General features: G+C 73.9%; 14 protein-coding genes. 5 read left to right on the plus strand and 9 right to left on the minus strand.

All coding sequences use genetic code 11. From position 1 onward, the window contains the following. Window positions 1–163: 163 nt before the first annotated feature. The 3 genes from ACF09E_RS21305 to ACF09E_RS21315 form a co-directional block, all read right to left on the minus strand. The gene (locus tag ACF09E_RS21305; protein ID WP_392206527.1) at window positions 164–1,369 is read right to left on the minus strand and encodes an FAD-dependent monooxygenase; all 1,206 of its coding nucleotides are present in this window, start codon (window positions 1,367–1,369) and stop codon (window positions 164–166) included. A 129-nt stretch (window positions 1,370–1,498) separates the two neighbouring features. Continuing rightward, on the minus strand, window positions 1,499–2,119 hold the full coding sequence (locus ACF09E_RS21310) for a response regulator transcription factor (RefSeq protein ID WP_361853297.1): 621 nt from the start codon (window positions 2,117–2,119) through the stop codon (window positions 1,499–1,501). Continuing rightward, window positions 2,119–3,273 carry a sensor histidine kinase gene (locus ACF09E_RS21315; protein WP_392206726.1) on the minus strand — a complete coding sequence of 385 codons (1,155 nt, stop codon included), beginning with the start codon at window positions 3,271–3,273 and terminating at the stop codon, window positions 2,119–2,121. Before ACF09E_RS21315 ends, ACF09E_RS21310 begins: the two co-directional genes overlap by 1 nt. 472 nt (window positions 3,274–3,745) lie before the next feature. Between ACF09E_RS21315 and ACF09E_RS21320 the strand changes: the two genes are divergently transcribed. Together ACF09E_RS21320 and ACF09E_RS21325 are read left to right on the plus strand one after the other, a co-directional pair. Then, window positions 3,746–4,285, plus strand: coding sequence for a heme-binding protein (locus ACF09E_RS21320; protein WP_392206528.1), 540 nt, complete (start codon window positions 3,746–3,748; stop codon window positions 4,283–4,285). A gap of 101 nt (window positions 4,286–4,386) precedes the next feature. Then, the gene (locus tag ACF09E_RS21325) at window positions 4,387–5,910 is read left to right on the plus strand and encodes a M1 family metallopeptidase (protein WP_392206529.1); all 1,524 of its coding nucleotides are present in this window, start codon (window positions 4,387–4,389) and stop codon (window positions 5,908–5,910) included. Window positions 5,911–5,978: 68 nt separating this feature from the next. On the opposite strand, the gene ACF09E_RS21330 is transcribed toward ACF09E_RS21325, so the two are convergent. Then, entirely contained in the window at window positions 5,979–6,500 is a 522-nt protein-coding gene (locus tag ACF09E_RS21330) for a GNAT family N-acetyltransferase (RefSeq protein WP_392206530.1), read from the minus strand. A gap of 64 nt (window positions 6,501–6,564) precedes the next feature. Continuing rightward, window positions 6,565–7,140 (minus strand): TerD family protein, encoded by a 576-nt coding sequence (locus tag ACF09E_RS21335; protein WP_392046835.1) that lies wholly within the window; start codon window positions 7,138–7,140, stop codon window positions 6,565–6,567. A 114-nt stretch (window positions 7,141–7,254) separates the two neighbouring features. Here ACF09E_RS21335 and arfB point away from each other — a divergent pair, with 114 nt between their 5' ends. Beyond that, window positions 7,255–7,692 (plus strand): alternative ribosome rescue aminoacyl-tRNA hydrolase ArfB, encoded by a 438-nt coding sequence (gene arfB / locus ACF09E_RS21340; RefSeq protein ID WP_392206531.1) that lies wholly within the window; start codon window positions 7,255–7,257, stop codon window positions 7,690–7,692. A gap of 23 nt (window positions 7,693–7,715) precedes the next feature. Here arfB and ACF09E_RS21345 read toward each other — a convergent pair whose 3' ends face one another. Next, window positions 7,716–8,279, minus strand: a complete 564-nt coding sequence (locus ACF09E_RS21345) for a flavin reductase family protein (protein ID WP_392206532.1) — start codon at window positions 8,277–8,279, stop codon at window positions 7,716–7,718. A gap of 300 nt (window positions 8,280–8,579) precedes the next feature. Between ACF09E_RS21345 and cdgB the strand changes: the two genes are divergently transcribed. Next, window positions 8,580–10,382 (plus strand): diguanylate cyclase CdgB, encoded by a 1,803-nt coding sequence (gene cdgB / locus ACF09E_RS21350; RefSeq protein ID WP_392206533.1) that lies wholly within the window; start codon window positions 8,580–8,582, stop codon window positions 10,380–10,382. A 95-nt stretch (window positions 10,383–10,477) separates the two neighbouring features. Further along, complete coding sequence (locus ACF09E_RS21355) at window positions 10,478–11,383, plus strand: CBM35 domain-containing protein (RefSeq protein ID WP_392206534.1); 906 nt, start codon at window positions 10,478–10,480, stop codon at window positions 11,381–11,383. Window positions 11,384–11,405: 22 nt separating this feature from the next. Here ACF09E_RS21355 and ACF09E_RS21360 read toward each other — a convergent pair whose 3' ends face one another. The 3 genes from ACF09E_RS21360 to ACF09E_RS21370 form a co-directional block, all read right to left on the minus strand. Then, complete coding sequence (locus ACF09E_RS21360; RefSeq protein ID WP_392206535.1) at window positions 11,406–12,332, minus strand: 1-phosphofructokinase family hexose kinase; 927 nt, start codon at window positions 12,330–12,332, stop codon at window positions 11,406–11,408. 145 nt (window positions 12,333–12,477) lie between these two features. After that, window positions 12,478–13,620: an N-acetylglucosamine-6-phosphate deacetylase gene (nagA, locus tag ACF09E_RS21365; RefSeq protein ID WP_392206536.1), complete on the minus strand. Its 1,143-nt coding sequence runs from the start codon at window positions 13,618–13,620 to the stop codon at window positions 12,478–12,480. After that, window positions 13,620–14,579, minus strand: coding sequence for an ROK family protein (locus ACF09E_RS21370; protein WP_361856798.1), 960 nt, complete (start codon window positions 14,577–14,579; stop codon window positions 13,620–13,622). The genes nagA and ACF09E_RS21370 overlap by 1 nt, the downstream gene beginning before the upstream one ends. Between the last annotated feature and the right edge of the window lie 93 nt (window positions 14,580–14,672).

A 14,672-nucleotide genomic window follows, 5' to 3' on the forward strand; every position in this document is an offset into this window, starting at 1 on the left:
GGGGCTCGGCGGTCCTCGCGCCGTGGGCTCGGCCGCGCCGGATCCGTGCGAGGGGCTCGGTCGTGGCCGCCTCGTGCGCTCGGCTCGGCGGTCCTCGGGCCGCGGGCCCGGCGGCGCCCGATGCGTGCCGTGGGCCCTGCGGCGCGCGATCCCTGCCGGGGGGTCAGCGGCGTCCGTGGACCGCCCTGGCCACCCGCGGGCCCAGCCAGCGCTTGAACCGGCGCAGCGGCTCCAGCTGTTCGGCGGCGCGGTCGATCCGGTAGTACAGCTGCGGCGGGATGTGGGGGAGCAGCGGCGAGTGGCGCTGGCCGAGCAGGGCGAACATCTGCGCCGGCTCCAGGCGCATGTAGCGGGGCAGGTTCTCGTACCACTGGGCGCTGTAACGGGCCGCGCTCTGGGCCGAGACGAGCTCGGCGCGGCGCCGCTTCCCGTACGTGGTGAGCGCGGTGTCGAGGTCCCCGCCGGAGCGCAGGGCGTCGGCGAGGGCGAGGGCGTCCTCCAGGGCGAGGGTGGTGCCCGCGCCGATCGAGTAGTGCGTGGTGTGGGCCGCGTCGCCGAGGAGGACGAGGTTGCCGCGGTGCCAGACCCGGTTGGTGAGGGTGCGGAAGGTCAGCCACCGGGCGGCGTCGTCGGCGCGGTCGCGGCCGATCAGCTCGTGCCCGTCGAGGAGGTCGTGGAAGAGCTTCTCCAGCAGCCGGAGGCTGTCGGCCTCGCCGAGGCCGTCGAGACCGAGGCCGGTCCACGTCTCGGGGGAGCACTCGACGACGCAGGTCGACCGCTCGCCGCTGAACCCGTAGGCGTAGCACCAGATCCAGCCGTGCGCGGTCTCCTTGAAGGCGAAGCTGAAGGAGTCGAAGACCTTGGTGGTGCCGAGCCAGATGTACGGGTTGCGGCCGCTCGCGACCGCGCTGCCGAAGTGCCCGGGATGGGCCTCGCGGAGCACGCTGTTCACGCCGTCGGCGGCGACCACCAGGTCCGCGCCTGCCAGCTCGGGCGCGTCCGGGCCGGTGATGCCGTGCTCGAACTCCACGCGGACGCCGAGTTCCGCGGCCCGGTCGGCGAGCAGCGCCAGCATCCGCCGGCGCCCGATGCCGAAGCCCGCGTCGCCCCGGTGGACGGTCCGCTCGTCACGGACGATGGCGACCCCGTCGGTCCAGGTGACCGACGCCTCGGCGACGGCGGCCGCGGACTCGGGATCGCCCGCGCGGAGCTTGTCGAGGAGCCCCGCCCAGTAGGTGACGCCCCAGCCGTACGTGGAACCCGCCGGGTTCCGCTCGTACACGGTGATCTCGTGGTCGGGGTCCTGCCGCTTCAGCAGGATCGAGAGGTAGAGGCCGGCGGGTCCGCCGCCGACGATCGCGAGCTTCACGTGCGCTCCCACTGGACTGACCGGGGCCTGAGGTGTGACACCTTGCTGTCGGAAGGAAACGCACAGTAGCAGTGCGCGAGCCCCGCGCGCCCGTGGAACGCGTCGGGGCGCGGTCCGCCGGGGGACGGGCTACGGGAGCAGGCGGCGTTCCTTCGCGACGGCGACCGCGCCCGCGCGGGTGTCGACGCCGAGCTTCGCGTAGATCCGGCCGAGGTGGGTCTTCACCGTCGCCTCGCTGATGAACAGGGCCCGGGCGATCTCCCGGTTGCCGAGGCCGCGCCCCAGCTGGCCCAGGATGTCCCGTTCCCGGTCGGTGAGGCTCGGGCCGGCCGCGCCCCGCATCCGGTCCATGACCCGGCTGGCGACCGGCGGGGAGAGCGCCGTGCGGCCCTGGGCGGCCGAGTGGATCGCGGCGAACAGCTCCTCGGGCCGCTCGGCCTTCAGGAGGTAGCCGGTGGCGCCCGCCTCGATGGCCCGCGTGATGTCGGCGTCCGTGTCGTACGTGGTGAGGACGAGGACGTGGACGCCGGTCGGCGCGATCCGCCGGGTCGCCTCCACGCCGTCGATGCCCGCGCCGAGCTGGAGGTCCATCAGGACGACGTCCGGCGTCAGCTTCGCCGCCATGGCGACGGCCTCCTCGCCGCTGCCGGCCTCGCCGACGACCTCGATGTCGGGGGTGCTGCCGAGCAGGGCCAGCAGACCGGCGCGCACGACGACGTGGTCGTCGCAGAGGAGGATCCGTACGGACATCACGACTCCTGGGGGGACGGGGGCGGGGACGGGTCCGCGGGCGGGTGGCCGCCGGGGAGCGGGATCGCGGCCGAGAGCACCGTGCCCTCGCCCGGCGTGGACTCGACGGTCAGGGTGCCGCCCAGCTGCCGCGCCCGCACGCGCATCGCGGGCAGCCCGTGGCCCCGCACCCCGCCGACCCGGTCGACCGGGTCGAAGCCCCGGCCGTCGTCGGCGATGTCCAGGACCACCTGGTCGTCGAGGTAGGTGAGGGTCAGGGCGGCGGAGTCCGCGCCGGCGTGCTCGCGGATGTTGGCCAGGGCGCCCTGCGCGATCCGCAGGAGCGCCGACTGGACCCGTTCGGGGAGGAGGACCGCGGTCCCGTCGACCCGGAACGCCGCCGACTCGCGGGCCGCGAGACCCCGCAGGGCCTCTTCGAGGCCGCCGCCCTCGGCGAGGTCGGCGGGCGCGAGGTCGTGCACGAAGCGGCGGGCCTCGGCGAGGTTGCGCTCGGCGATGGACTCGGCCGTCCGCACGTGGCGGCGGGCGGTGGCCGGGTCGCTGTCCCAGGTGCGGTCGGCCGCCTGGAGCAGCATCTGCTGGCTGGACAGGCCCTGCGCCAGGGTGTCGTGGATCTCCATGGACAGCCGCTGCCGCTCGGCCAGGGTGCCCTCGCGGCGCTCGATCGCCGCCAGCTCGCGCCGGGTGCGGATCAGGTCGTCGATGAGCGCCCGCTGGCGGGCCGCCTGCCGGTCCGAGTAGACGAAGACCCCGGTGGCGATGGCGGCGACGGCGGGCGGGGCGACGATCAGGTTCGGGTCCCAGCCGCCGTGGGCGAGCTGCACCTGCGCGAACACCACGAACGCGGTGAGCAGCGCGACCAGGCCGAGCGCGGCCCGCGCGGGGAGGGTCCGCAGGCCCGTGTAGAAGAGCGGCACCGCGCACCAGGCGAAGCTCGGCGCGAGGACGACGAGCAGGATCCACACCGCGACGACCGTGCTCAGCCAGGCGATCCGGCGCGGTGCGGCGCGGGTGCCGACGACGGGGCCGAGGAGGTAGAGGGAGGCGAGGGCGCCGGAGAGGGCGACGATCCAGGGGCTGCGGTCCTCCCAGGGGTGGCGCAGCAGGAAGCGGGCGAGGGACGCGCCGAGGAGGAGGAAGAAGGCGATGTGCATGACCCGGGCGAGCCAGGGGGCGTCCGGGTCCCGCTCGGTCTCCGGCGTCGTCTCCGGCCTGGTCTCCGGCCTGGTCTCCGGCTCGGTCTCCGGCGTCGTCTCCGGCCTGGTCTCCCGCTCGGTCTCCGGCCTGGTCTCCGGCGAGCGGGAGGCGCGCCCGTGCCGCGACGCCTCCGGGTGGGCCGGCTTCCTGCCGCCCTGCTCGGACTCCGTCGGCCCTGTCACGATCCCACCTTCCTGACCTGGGGATATCTGTCCATCCTGACCCGGGGGGACCACGGGGGCATCAGCCGATCGGCTGACCCGGCCGTCCTCCAGTGTGCGCGAGCGAGGCAGCCGGACCGTGGACCGTACGCCCCGGGTCGCGGCCACAGGATGGATGACAGAGCGAAGGAGCGGCCCCGCCTCCCCGCCGCTCGAACGGCTTCCCCGAGCACCTCCCCATCCGCACCTCACCCGTCTGGAGTCCCCCATGAAGAAGATCCTCTTCGGCGCCACCGCCGCCGTCGTCCTCGCCGCCGGTACCTTCGGCGCGGTCTCCGCGAACGCCTCCGCCCCGGCCGCCGCCCCCGCCGCCGCGGTCCGCGCCGACGCCGGGAACGGCAACCTCCAGCAGTCGACGCACCTGACGATCGAGGCCGCCACGAAGGCTGCGCAGGCCACCCTCGACGCCGCCGAGAAGGAGAACCAGCGCGTCTCCGTCGCCGTCGTCGACCGCAACGGCAACACCCTCGTCACCCTCCGCGGCGACGGCGCCGGCCCGCAGTCCTACGAGTCCGCCCAGAGGAAGGCCTACACCGCCGTCTCCTGGAACGCCCCCACCTCCGAGCTGGCCAAGCGCCTCACCAACGCCCCCACCCTCAAGGACATCCCCGGCACCCTCTTCCTCGCCGGCGGCGCCCCCGTCACCGCCAAGGGCGCTCCCATCGCCGGCATCGGCGTCGCCGGCGCCCCCTCCGGCGACCTCGACGAGAAGTTCGCCCGGGCCGGCGTCGCCTCCCTCGCCCGGTAACCCGGACGCGGCCGGCCCGCGACCCGCAGCCGGCGACGGCGCCCGGACCCCCGCCGGGCGCCGTCGCCTTTCTCCGTGTCGGACCTGCTTAGGATCGATACGTGACCCAGCGCAACCGGACGGACCGGCACCGCCGGACCGGAGCAGCCGCGGGCGGCCTCGCCGCCGCCCTGACCGCCCTCGCCCTCCTCGCGGGCGGCTGCACGGAGGCCACCGGAGGCGTCCGGGGCACCCCGGGGGCCGCCGGGCTGCGCGACCCCTACTTCCCGAAGCTCGGCAACGGCGGCTACGACGTCGGCCGCTACGCCCTCACCCTCGCCTACGACCCCGGGACCGGGCGGCTCGACGGCACCGCGGAGATCACCGCCCGCGCCACCCAGGACCTCAGCGCCTTCAACCTCGACCTCGCCGGGCTCGCCGTCGACCGGGCGTCCGTCGACGGCGCCCCCGCCGCGGTCAACCGGGCGGGGAACGAACTCACGCTCCGGCCGCGCGAGGAGATCCGCGAGGGCGCGGAGTTCCGCACGACCGTCGTCTACGGAGGAGTGCCCGAGCCGATCACGGACGCGGACGGCTCGGAGGAGGGCTGGCTGCGCACCGGCGACGGGGTCGTGGCGGTCGGCGAGCCGGCCGGCTCGATGACCTGGTTCCCGGGCAACCACCACCCCTCCGACAAGGCCGTCTACGAGCTGCGGCTCACCGTCCCGGCCGGGCTCGAAGGCATCTCCAACGGCACCAGGACCGGCCGCCGGACGGGGGCCGACGGCAGGGTCACGACCGAGTGGCGCACGACCGAGCCGATGGCGAGCTATCTCGCGACGGTCGCGATCGGCCGGTACGAGACGGCGACCGCGGTGGCGAACGGGTCCGCGACCGCCACCGGAACCCCCGACGCGACCGCCACCGGAACCTCCGCCCCGGACGGCTCCCCCGCTCCGGACGGCTCCTCCGCCCCGGACGGGATCCCCGTGCTCACCGCCGCCGAGCGGCCCGTCGCCGCGCGCACCGCGGCGCTCCGCGGCGAGATCCCCGAGATCATCGCCCGGCAGGCCCGGCGCTTCGGCCCCTACCCCTTCTCCAGCGCCGGCGCGATCGTCACCGTGGACGGGACCCTCGGCTACGCCCTGGAGACCCAGACGCGGCCCGTCTTCCCGGCGGCCTCCTTCGACCGCACGACCCTGGTGCACGAGCTGGCCCACCAGTGGTTCGGGAACTCGGTGTCGCCCGCGAGCTGGCGGGACCTGTGGCTGAACGAGGGGTTCGCGACCTACGCCGAATGGCTGTACACGGAGGAGTACGAGGGCGTCCCCGCGCGGACGCACTTCGAGCGGGCGCTCGCCCAGGAGGCCAACTGGGCCTTCCCCCCGGCCGCCCCGCCCGCCGCCGAGAACCTCTTCGACCCGCCCGTGTACCAGCGGGGCGCGATGGTGCTGTACAAGCTCCGGGAGACGGTCGGGGACCGCACCTTCGACGAGATCCTGCGCGGCTGGCCCGCGAAGTACCGGCATGCCAACGCGTCGACGGACGACTTCACCGCGTACGCGGAGAGCGTGGCCGGCCGCGACCTCGACCAGCTGTGGGACGTCTGGCTGTACGGCGAGGAGAAGCCGGCCGCGGCCTCCTGAGGGGGCCCCGCCGATCGCGGCCCGGCCCGCCGGGCCGGGCGGGGCGCCGGTTCACCGGGCCAGGCGGCTCACAGGGCCTTCCGCATGACCACGCAGGGGCGGCCGTGGGCGAGGTCCGGGCGGCGGTCGGTCTCCTCGTATCCGAGGGCCGTCCAGAAGGCCAGCGCCTTCGGGTTGTTCTCCAGGACGGCGAGGCGCAGCCCCGTACGGCCCGCGGCGCGGAAGCCGTCCTCGACGTACGCGGCGAGCCGGCGGCCGTGGCCCGCGCGGCGCTCGTCCCCGTGGACCATGAGGAGCCCCAGCCACGGGTCGGGCTCCGCCGGGTCGGGATGCCGGCCGAGGGTGACGGCGACGGCCACGAGCCGGCCGCCGGACCGGGCCAGCAGCACCTCGGCCGTCGGCTGCGCGAGCTCGTCGGCGAGGGCCGCCGCGACCTGCTCGGGCCGGATGTCTGCCGGGTCCGGGAAGTCGCCGCTCAGCTGCTGGAACTCCTCGGCGGAGGCGTACAGCGCGGTGAGTTCGGTGAGCAGGGGGCCGGGGAGGGCCGCACCGTCCTCCAGGGCCTTGGGCGCGAGGGCTTCGACGATCACGGGGCAAGGGTAGAGCCCCGGCGGCAGGCCCGCCGGGGCTCCAGGGGATGTCGCGGGGCGTCGGTCAGAGGTTGACGCCGAAGTCGCGGGCGATGCCCTCCAGGCCCGAGGCGTAGCCCTGGCCGACCGCGCGGAACTTCCACTCGGCGCCGTTGCGGTAGAGCTCGCCGAAGACCATGGCGGTCTCGACGGCGGCGTCCTCGGAGAGGTCGTAGCGGGCGATCTCGGCGCCGCCGGCCTGGTTCACGATGCGGATGTAGGCGTTGCGCACCTGGCCGAAGTTCTGCGAGCGGTTCACCGCGTCGTAGATGGAGACCGGGAAGACGATCTTGTCGACGGTCGGCGGGAGGCCCGCGAGGTTGACGTTGATCTGCTCGTCGTCGCCGCCGCCCTCGCCGGTGCGGTTGTCACCGGTGTGCACGATGGTCTGGTCCGGCGTCGACTTGTTGTTGAAGAAGACGAAGTGCGCGTCGGAGGCGACCTTGCCCGCGGCGTCCACGCCGATCGCCGAGGCGTCGAGGTCGAAGTCGGTGCCGGTGGTGGTGCGGACGTCCCAGCCGAGGCCCACGGTGACAGCGGTGAGGCCCGGGGCCTCCTTGGTCAGAGAGACGTTGCCGCCCTTGGACAGGCTCACAGCCATGGAAAGTCCCTTTCATCGTGGTGTCTTGCCTGGAGAAACGCATGGTGCCCCCGGACGGTTCCCGTCGTCCTCCCGGCGAAAACAGGATGACTCCGACGGCGGACAGCGGGGAACATGGGGGGCATGGCCGGTCCGTATCCCATCCGAGGCTCCGTCTCGCTCCCCGAGGCCGAGCTCCAGTGGCGTTTCTCGCGTTCCTCGGGTCCGGGCGGCCAGCACGTGAACACCAGCGACTCCCAGGTCGAGCTCCGCTTCGACCTCGCCGCCACCGGCGCCCTGCCGGAGGTGTGGAAGGCCCGCGCCCTGGAGCGCCTCGCCGGGCGGCTGGTGAACGGGGTGGTGACGGTCCGCGCCTCGGAGCACCGCTCCCAGTGGCGCAACCGCGAGGCGGCGGCGGTGCGCCTCGCCGCGCTGCTCGCCGAGGCGACGGCCCCGCCGCCGAAGCCCCGCAGGCCCACGAAGATCCCCCGCGGCATCAACGAGCGACGGCTGCGCGAGAAGAAGCAGCGCTCGGAGACGAAGCGGACGCGCCGGTCCCGCGACTGGGGCTGAGCCCGCGTCCACGCCCCGCCGGGTCAGGACAGACGGCGGTACTTCCCCTGGTAGTACGTCAGCGGGCCGCCGTCCGCCGCCCCGGCGGCGACCGTCAGGACCCGGCCCACCACGAGCGTGTGGTCGCCGGCCACGACCCGGCTCTCCGTGCGGCACTCCAGGGTGGCCAGCGCGCCTCCCATGAGCGGGGCGCCGCTCTCCTCGCCGCGGTCGTACGGCAGGTCGGCGAAGAGGAGCCGGTCGCTGACGCGGTTCTTCATGGCGAAGCGCCCGGCGATGTGCCGCTGGTCTTCGCCGAGGATCGACACCGCCCAGACGGGCACCTCGGTGAGGAGGTCGTCCATCCGGGAGCCGTTGCGCAGGCTGACCAGGACCAGGGGCGGATCGAGGGAGACCGACACGAAGGCCGTGGCGGTCATGCCGACGTCCTCGCCGCGCGGGCCGTCGTCGGGGTCGTGCGCGGTCACCAGGACCACACCGGCCGCGAGGCGGGACATCGCCGCCCGGAAGTCGTCGTTGCTCACCCCCTCAGCATGAGGGATGGCCAGATCGGACACGGGGGGCGAGGCGGGAGTCTTCTGGAGCACATCCGCACGCTAGCTCCGGACCTCCGGGGGCCGCATCGGACCGGGGGACCAGGCCGCCACCCCCGCCGGTCCTAGGACCTGTCGCGGGCCCCTTCCCGCGGTCCCCCGCGGAACCCTCGTGAACCCGCCATGACCTGCTGTGACTTGAGTCACAGCGACCAGTATTTGCTGACCCTGTGTACCGGGTGCGCAGCTCGCTGTGATTCAGTGGCAGTGACAGTGCAGTACGAACGGTGACTGTGCACCACGAAGCCGATGAGAACCCTGGAGTTGCTGTCGAGGTCTCGGGGAGAGCGAGCGATGGAGACCGAGTCGGAGCCGTACGTCCGTCTCTCGACCCTGCGGCAGCTGCATCAGGTCGTGGCGGACCTCAACACTGCGCGCAGCCTGGCGGACACCCTGCAGACCGTCGCCGACGGTGTGGTCGCCGGTCTCAACTACGAGCTCGCCTGCGTCAACCTCGTACGCCCCGACGGTGACCTCGTCGTCGCCGCCTTCGCCGGCAGCTCCGCCGCCGAGGCCCTGATCACCGGCCGGGTCGGCTCCCGCGCCTCCTGGGACCGCCGCCTGTCCATGGGCACCGCCTGGGGCGACCTGCGGTTCATACCGCACACCGAGGGATGGGTGCTGATGGAGGACGACGTCCCCCAGTGGCACACCGACGGCCCCGCGCCCCGCTTCGAGGACGAGTGGCACCCGCACGACCGGCTCTACGCCCCGATGTACTCGCCTCGGCTCGGCTCCGCCCGCTCCGGCGGCCCCCCGCCCGGCTCCGGCCGTGAGCTCCTCGGCGTCATATCCGTCGACCGCCCCCGCAACGGCCGGCACCCGGGCCCCTGGGGCCAGGAGGCGCTCCAGATGTACGCCTCCCAGTCGGCGATCGCCATCAGCAACGCCCGGCTCCGCTCCAACATGCAGCGCGCCCTCGTCCGCCTGGAGCGGGAGCAGCAGGCGCTCCGCGCCAGCGAGGAGTCCTTCCGGCAGGCCTTCGAGTACGCCCCCTCCGGAATGGCCATCGCCGAGATGGGCGGCGACCAGCACGGCCGGCTCCTGCGGACCAACGACGCCCTGTGCCGGCTGCTCGGCCGGCCCGCCGCCGCGATGCGGCGCTACTCCTTCGCCGACCTCGTCCACCCCGAGGACATCGGCACGCTGCTGCGGACCTCCGCCGAGGGCGGCCGGGCCGAGCTGCGGCTCGGGCGGCGCGACGGCACCTACGTGTGGGTGTCCCTCCGCAACTCGGTCGTCGCCGACGCGGCCGACGGCCCGCGCTTCCTCCTCACCCACGTCGAGGACATCGAGGAGCGCAAGCGGCACGAGCTCCAGCTGGCTCACCGCGCCTCGCACGACGCCCTCACCGGCCTCCCGAACAGTGCCGAGCTGCGCTCGCGGCTCTCCGCCCGGCTGTGCGAGCGCCCGGCGGCGCACGTGTCGGTCGACCAGGCCGCGGGATACGGCGGGGGCTACGCGTCCGGGGCGTACGACTCGGCGCGGGACGGCGGCTACGAGCCGGACCGCGCGGCCGCCTACCCGGGCCACGACGCCGGACAGGACCCCGGCGGACCCGGTCCCTACGAGTCCCCGTACGAGTCGCCGTACGAGCACGAGCACGAGCACGGCTTCGGCTTCGAGCCGGCGGGGGCCGGCCCGTACGACCACCACGTCCACATGGTGGCCCCCTCGGGGGGTGACATGGACGACGGCACGAAGGGCCTCGCGGTCCTCTTCTGCGACCTCGACGGTTTCAAGTCGATCAACGACCGGTTCGGGCACCACACCGGTGACGCGGTGCTGATCGAGGTGGCGCGCCGGCTCACCACGGGCGTCCGGGACGGGGACACGGTCGCCCGGCTCGGGGGTGACGAGTTCGTCGTCCTCGCCGACGGCCTCGGCGCGGCGGACGCGGCGGACCTGGCCGTACGCCTCCGCAACGCGATCATCCCGCCCATCCGGGTGGACGGGCGGGCGGTCCGGGTGGGGGCGAGTTTCGGCATCGGCTGGGCCGAATGCGGGATGACCGTGGAAGAGGTCCTGAACTCCGCCGACCAGCGGATGTACGTGGAGAAACGCTCCCGCGCCAAGGTCCACCGGCGCGCCGGCTGAGGCTCCTGACAGGCCCGGGGCCGCTTCGGGGGCTGGTCCGTTCGGGGTAGGCTCGGCCGGTCGGCGACGGCTGGCGAGCATGGAGAGGAACCCGGATGGCTGCCGGTAACGACGGCGCGAACAAGCCCGAGAACGACGACCCGTTCGGCTACCTGTACGAGGACGGTCAGGCAGCCGGCGCCCAGCCCCCACGCGGGGGAGGCTACGGCTACCCCGGCCCGGCCGCGTCTCAGCCCGGTGTGCCTCGCACCTCGTACAACCAGGTCAGAACGGTCGGCGAGCGCCAGTACGGCGGCCAGCAGCACGCGCAGCCCTATGTGCCGCAGCAGCAGGCCCCGCCGCAGCACCACCACGGCGGCGGCTCCGGTCGCGGCCCCAACACCCGGGGCATCCTCATCGGCGCGGTCGCGGTCGTCGCGGTCGTCGTGGTGGGCATCGCGGCCGCGGTGATCACGAACTCGGGCGGCGACGACGGCAAGGGCGACCAGGCGAACACGGGCGGCACGACCGCGACGACCCCGGCGAAGCCGTCGGAGGAGCCCAGCACCGAACCGAGCGCGGACAAGACCCCGGAGGAACTGCCCAAGCAGGACGCGGCGACGCTCAAGCTGGGTGGCAGCGCGGGTCTGGCCACGGACGTCAAGGGCGCCGAGGGCTCGAACGGCACGTACGTCGTGGGCTTCAACCAGGTCGGCTCCTCCGTGACGTGGAAGGCGAACATGCCGGCGGAGGGCCCGTACTCCCTGACCGTGCGGTACGCGATCCCGGCGGTGGACGCCAACGCGACCCTGACGGTGAACGGCAAGCCGAACACCTCGCCCCTCGGCCTGAAGAACTTCATCCACTCCACGGACCCGAACCTGGAGAAGAACTGGCAGACCACCTGGGCGCCGGTCAACCTCAAGAAGGGCGACAACGAGATCAAGATCTCGTGTGAGACGGGCAACCAGTGCGATGTGCTGCTCGACTGGCTCGAAGTGGGACCGCCGAAGGAGTCCTAGCCGTTCCGCGACCGGCCGTGCGTCACGGCCGGTTCGTCTCCTCGGTGACCTTGACCCGGGTCAGCAGTTCCTCGTACGCCCCGGGGTCGTATTCGCCGGCCACCGGGGAGAGGACCGTCGCCGCCGAGAGGGCGACCGCTCGGGTCAGGCGGTCGGGCCAGGGGGCGTCGTCGACCAGGCCCGACAGGAGGCCGGCCACGGCCGAGTCGCCCGCGCCCGTCGGGTTGCCCTTCACCGGGGCCGGCGGGGCCGCGCGCCACAGGCCCTCCGGGGTCGCGGCCAGCAGGCCTTCGGGGCCGAGCGAGGAGACGACCGCGCGGGCGCCGCGGCCGCGTGCCTCGCGGGTCGCGCGCAGCGGGTCGCGGGCTCCGGTGAGCTGGGCGAGTTCGTCGGCGTTGGGCTTGACGAGGTCCGGGCGGGCGGCGATGCCGCGGCGCAGGGGTTCCCCGCTGGTGTCGAGGAGGACGGGGACTCCGGCCGTACGGGCGAGGCGGACGAGTTCCGCGTACGCCCCCACGTGGATGCCCGGCGGGAGGCTGCCGCAGAGCGCGACCGCCGCGGCGCCGTCCAGGAGCTCCGTGAAGCGGGCGCGGAAGGCGGTCCACTCGGCCGCGCCGACGGTCGGGCCCGGTTCGTTGAGCTGGGTGGTGTCGCCGGTCGCGGTGTCGACGATCGCGACGGTGCGGCGGGTGGGGCCCTCGGTCTCGACGAGTTCGTCGCGGACCGGGGTCGCGGCCAGCTGCTCGCGGAGCACGGCGCCGGTGGCGCCGCCCGCGAATCCGGTGGCGACGGTCTCGTGTCCGAGCGCGGCGAGGACGCGGGCGACGTTGAGCCCCTTGCCGCCGGGCCGCTCGATGACCTGGGTGACCCGGTGGGAGGCGTGCGGGGTGAGCGCGGGGACCCGGTAGGTCAGGTCGACCGCCGTGTTGAGGGTGACCGTGAGAATCACCTGACCAACCCCCGTACTCCGTCTGAAGTCCTGCGGAACGAGCGCTCCGACGGGCACTGATCATGCCAAACGAAAGGCGGTTGGCCCAGACCCCCGGCCGACCGCCCTTCCGCGTGACTCCTGATCAGAGGCGTGTGAGGTGTGTTCAGGGCTTCGGTTCGACGATCCACTCGCCCTTGCGCATGACGCCCTTGAGGTCGAACGCGGCGTCCAGGACCACGAGGTCGGCGTCCTTGCCGGGCTCCAGGGAGCCGACGCGGTCGTACACGCCGAGCAGGCGGGCCGGGTTGGCCGAGATGGCCTGGACGACCGATTCGACGGGGAGGCCGTCGACGGTGGCGGCGCGCTTGAAGGCGCGGTCGAGGGTGAGGGTGGAGCCGGCGATGGAACCGCCCTCGACGAGGCGGGCGACGCTGTCCTTCACCTCGACCTCCAGGGGGCCGAGCATGTAGCGGCCGTCGCCGAAGCCGGCGGCGTCCATGGCGTCGGTGATGAGGGCGACGCGCTCGGGGCCCGCGTGGTGGAAGGCCAGTTCCAGGGCGGCGGGGTGGAGGTGGGTGCCGTCGTTGATGAGTTCGACGGTGATCCGCTCGTCCTCCAGGAGGGCGGCGATCGGGCCGGGGGCGCGGTGGCCGAGGGCGGGCATCGCGTTGTAGAGGTGGGTGGCGACGGTGGCGCCGGCGTCGATGGCCTGGACGGTCTGCTCGTAGCTGGCGTCGGTGTGGCCGATGGCGGCGATCACGCCGTGCTCGGCGAGCAGGCGCACGGAGTCGATGCCGCCGGGCAGTTCGGTGGCGAGGGTGACCATCTTGGCCTGGCCGCGGGCGGCGTCGATCAGCTTGCGGACGTCGGCCGGGTCGGGGTCGCGGAGCAGCGTCTCGTCGTGGGCGCCCTTGCGGCAGGGGGAGATGAAGGGGCCCTCGAAGTGGAGGCCGGCGAGATCGCCCTGCTCGGCGAGTTCGGAGAGGAGCCCGGCCCGCTGGGTGAGGAAGTCCATCTCGCCGGTGACGAAGGAGGCGACGACGGTGGTCGTGCCGTGCAGCCGGTGGGTGTGGACGCCCTTGAGGACCTCGTCGACGCTGCCGGAGGTGAAGGACGCGCCGCCGCCGCCGTGGTTGTGCATGTCGACGAAGCCGGGGACGAGCCAGTGCCCGGTCAGGTCGATGGCCGGGGTGTCCTGCGCCGTGCTGCCGACGATGCGGTCGCCTTCGACGATCACGCGTCCGTTCTCGACGATTCCGGTGGGCAGCACGACGTGTGCGCCGGCGAGAACCTTGTGATCGGCCATCAGGCGGAAACCTCCGAGTCGGTGGGGCGCTGGGGGGTCTGGTGGGCGAGCAGGTCCCAGGCGAGGAGGCCCGCGCCCAGGCATCCGGCGGTGTCCCCGAGGGCCGCCGGGACGATGGCGGGCAGCTTCTGGAACGTGACTCGCTCCTCCACCGCGGCCCGAAGTGGTGTGAACAAGGTTTCCCCGGCCTCGGCGAGACCGCCACCGATGATGAGCGTGCGGGGGTCCAGCAGGGTGAGGGCGGTGACCAGGCCGTCCGCGAGGGCGTCGACGGCGTCCTGCCAGATGCGCAGGGCGGCGGTGTCGCCGGACTCGACGGCCTTGGCGCAGTCGGCGGCGTCGGCCTTCGGGTCGCCGCTCGCCTCGGCCCAGGCCTGGGAGACGGCGGAGGCGGAGGCGTACCGCTCCAGGCAGCCGCGCTGGCCGCAGCCGCAGACGGTGCCGCCGGGGCGGACGACGATGTGGCCGATCTCTCCGGCGTAGCCGTGGGCGCCGGCCTCGATGCGGTCGCCGATGCCGATGGCGCCGGCGATGCCGGTGCCGAGGGGGACGAAGAGAAAGCGGTCGGCGCCGTTGCCCGCGCCGATCCGGCCTTCGGCGAGTCCGCCGGTGCGGACGTCGTGGCCGAGGGCGACGGGGATGCCGTCGAGTCTGCCGCTGAGGAGTTCGCGCATGGGAACGTCGTGCCAGCCGAGGTTGGCGGCGTAGACGGCGATGCCGTTCTCCGCGTCGACGATGCCGGGGACGGCGACTCCGGCGGCCGCCGCGGGCTCGCCGTACCGCTCCTGGCCGAGGGCGCGGAGCTCCGCGGCGAAGCCGAGGATCGTCTCGACGACGGCCTCGGGGCCGCGGTCGCGCCCGGTGGCGCGGCGGGCCTCGTGCAGCAGGGTGCCGTCCGCCCCGACGAGGGCGGCCTTCATGCCGGTGCCGCCCACATCCAGGGCGATGACGTGTCTCACGGGTGACAGTTTGGCCCTCGGGGACCCAAAAGGTCTAGTCCACTGCCGAGGATTGTTGCGTACGGATACAAATTCGGGTCCCGTCATGGGCCC

Origin of the sequence: Streptomyces sp. NPDC014891 (assembly GCF_043081085.1) — a bacterium.
Lineage (GTDB): Bacteria > Actinomycetota > Actinomycetes > Streptomycetales > Streptomycetaceae > Streptomyces.

Excerpts from the sequence above, each read along its gene's own strand:
- ACF09E_RS21335 (WP_392046835.1), bottom strand. The coding sequence starts at position 7,140 with ATGGCTGTGAGCCTGTCCAAGGGCGGCAACGTCTCTCTGACCAAGGAG.
- ACF09E_RS21310 (WP_361853297.1), bottom strand. The coding sequence starts at position 2,119 with ATGTCCGTACGGATCCTCCTCTGCGACGACCACGTCGTCGTGCGCGCC.
- ACF09E_RS21355 (WP_392206534.1), top strand. The coding sequence starts at position 10,478 with ATGGCTGCCGGTAACGACGGCGCGAACAAGCCCGAGAACGACGACCCG.
- nagA (WP_392206536.1), bottom strand. The coding sequence starts at position 13,620 with ATGGCCGATCACAAGGTTCTCGCCGGCGCACACGTCGTGCTGCCCACC.
- arfB (WP_392206531.1), top strand. The coding sequence starts at position 7,255 with ATGGGGGGCATGGCCGGTCCGTATCCCATCCGAGGCTCCGTCTCGCTC.
- cdgB (WP_392206533.1), top strand. The coding sequence starts at position 8,580 with ATGGAGACCGAGTCGGAGCCGTACGTCCGTCTCTCGACCCTGCGGCAG.
- ACF09E_RS21315 (WP_392206726.1), bottom strand. The coding sequence starts at position 3,273 with ATGCACATCGCCTTCTTCCTCCTCCTCGGCGCGTCCCTCGCCCGCTTC.
- ACF09E_RS21320 (WP_392206528.1), top strand. The coding sequence starts at position 3,746 with ATGAAGAAGATCCTCTTCGGCGCCACCGCCGCCGTCGTCCTCGCCGCC.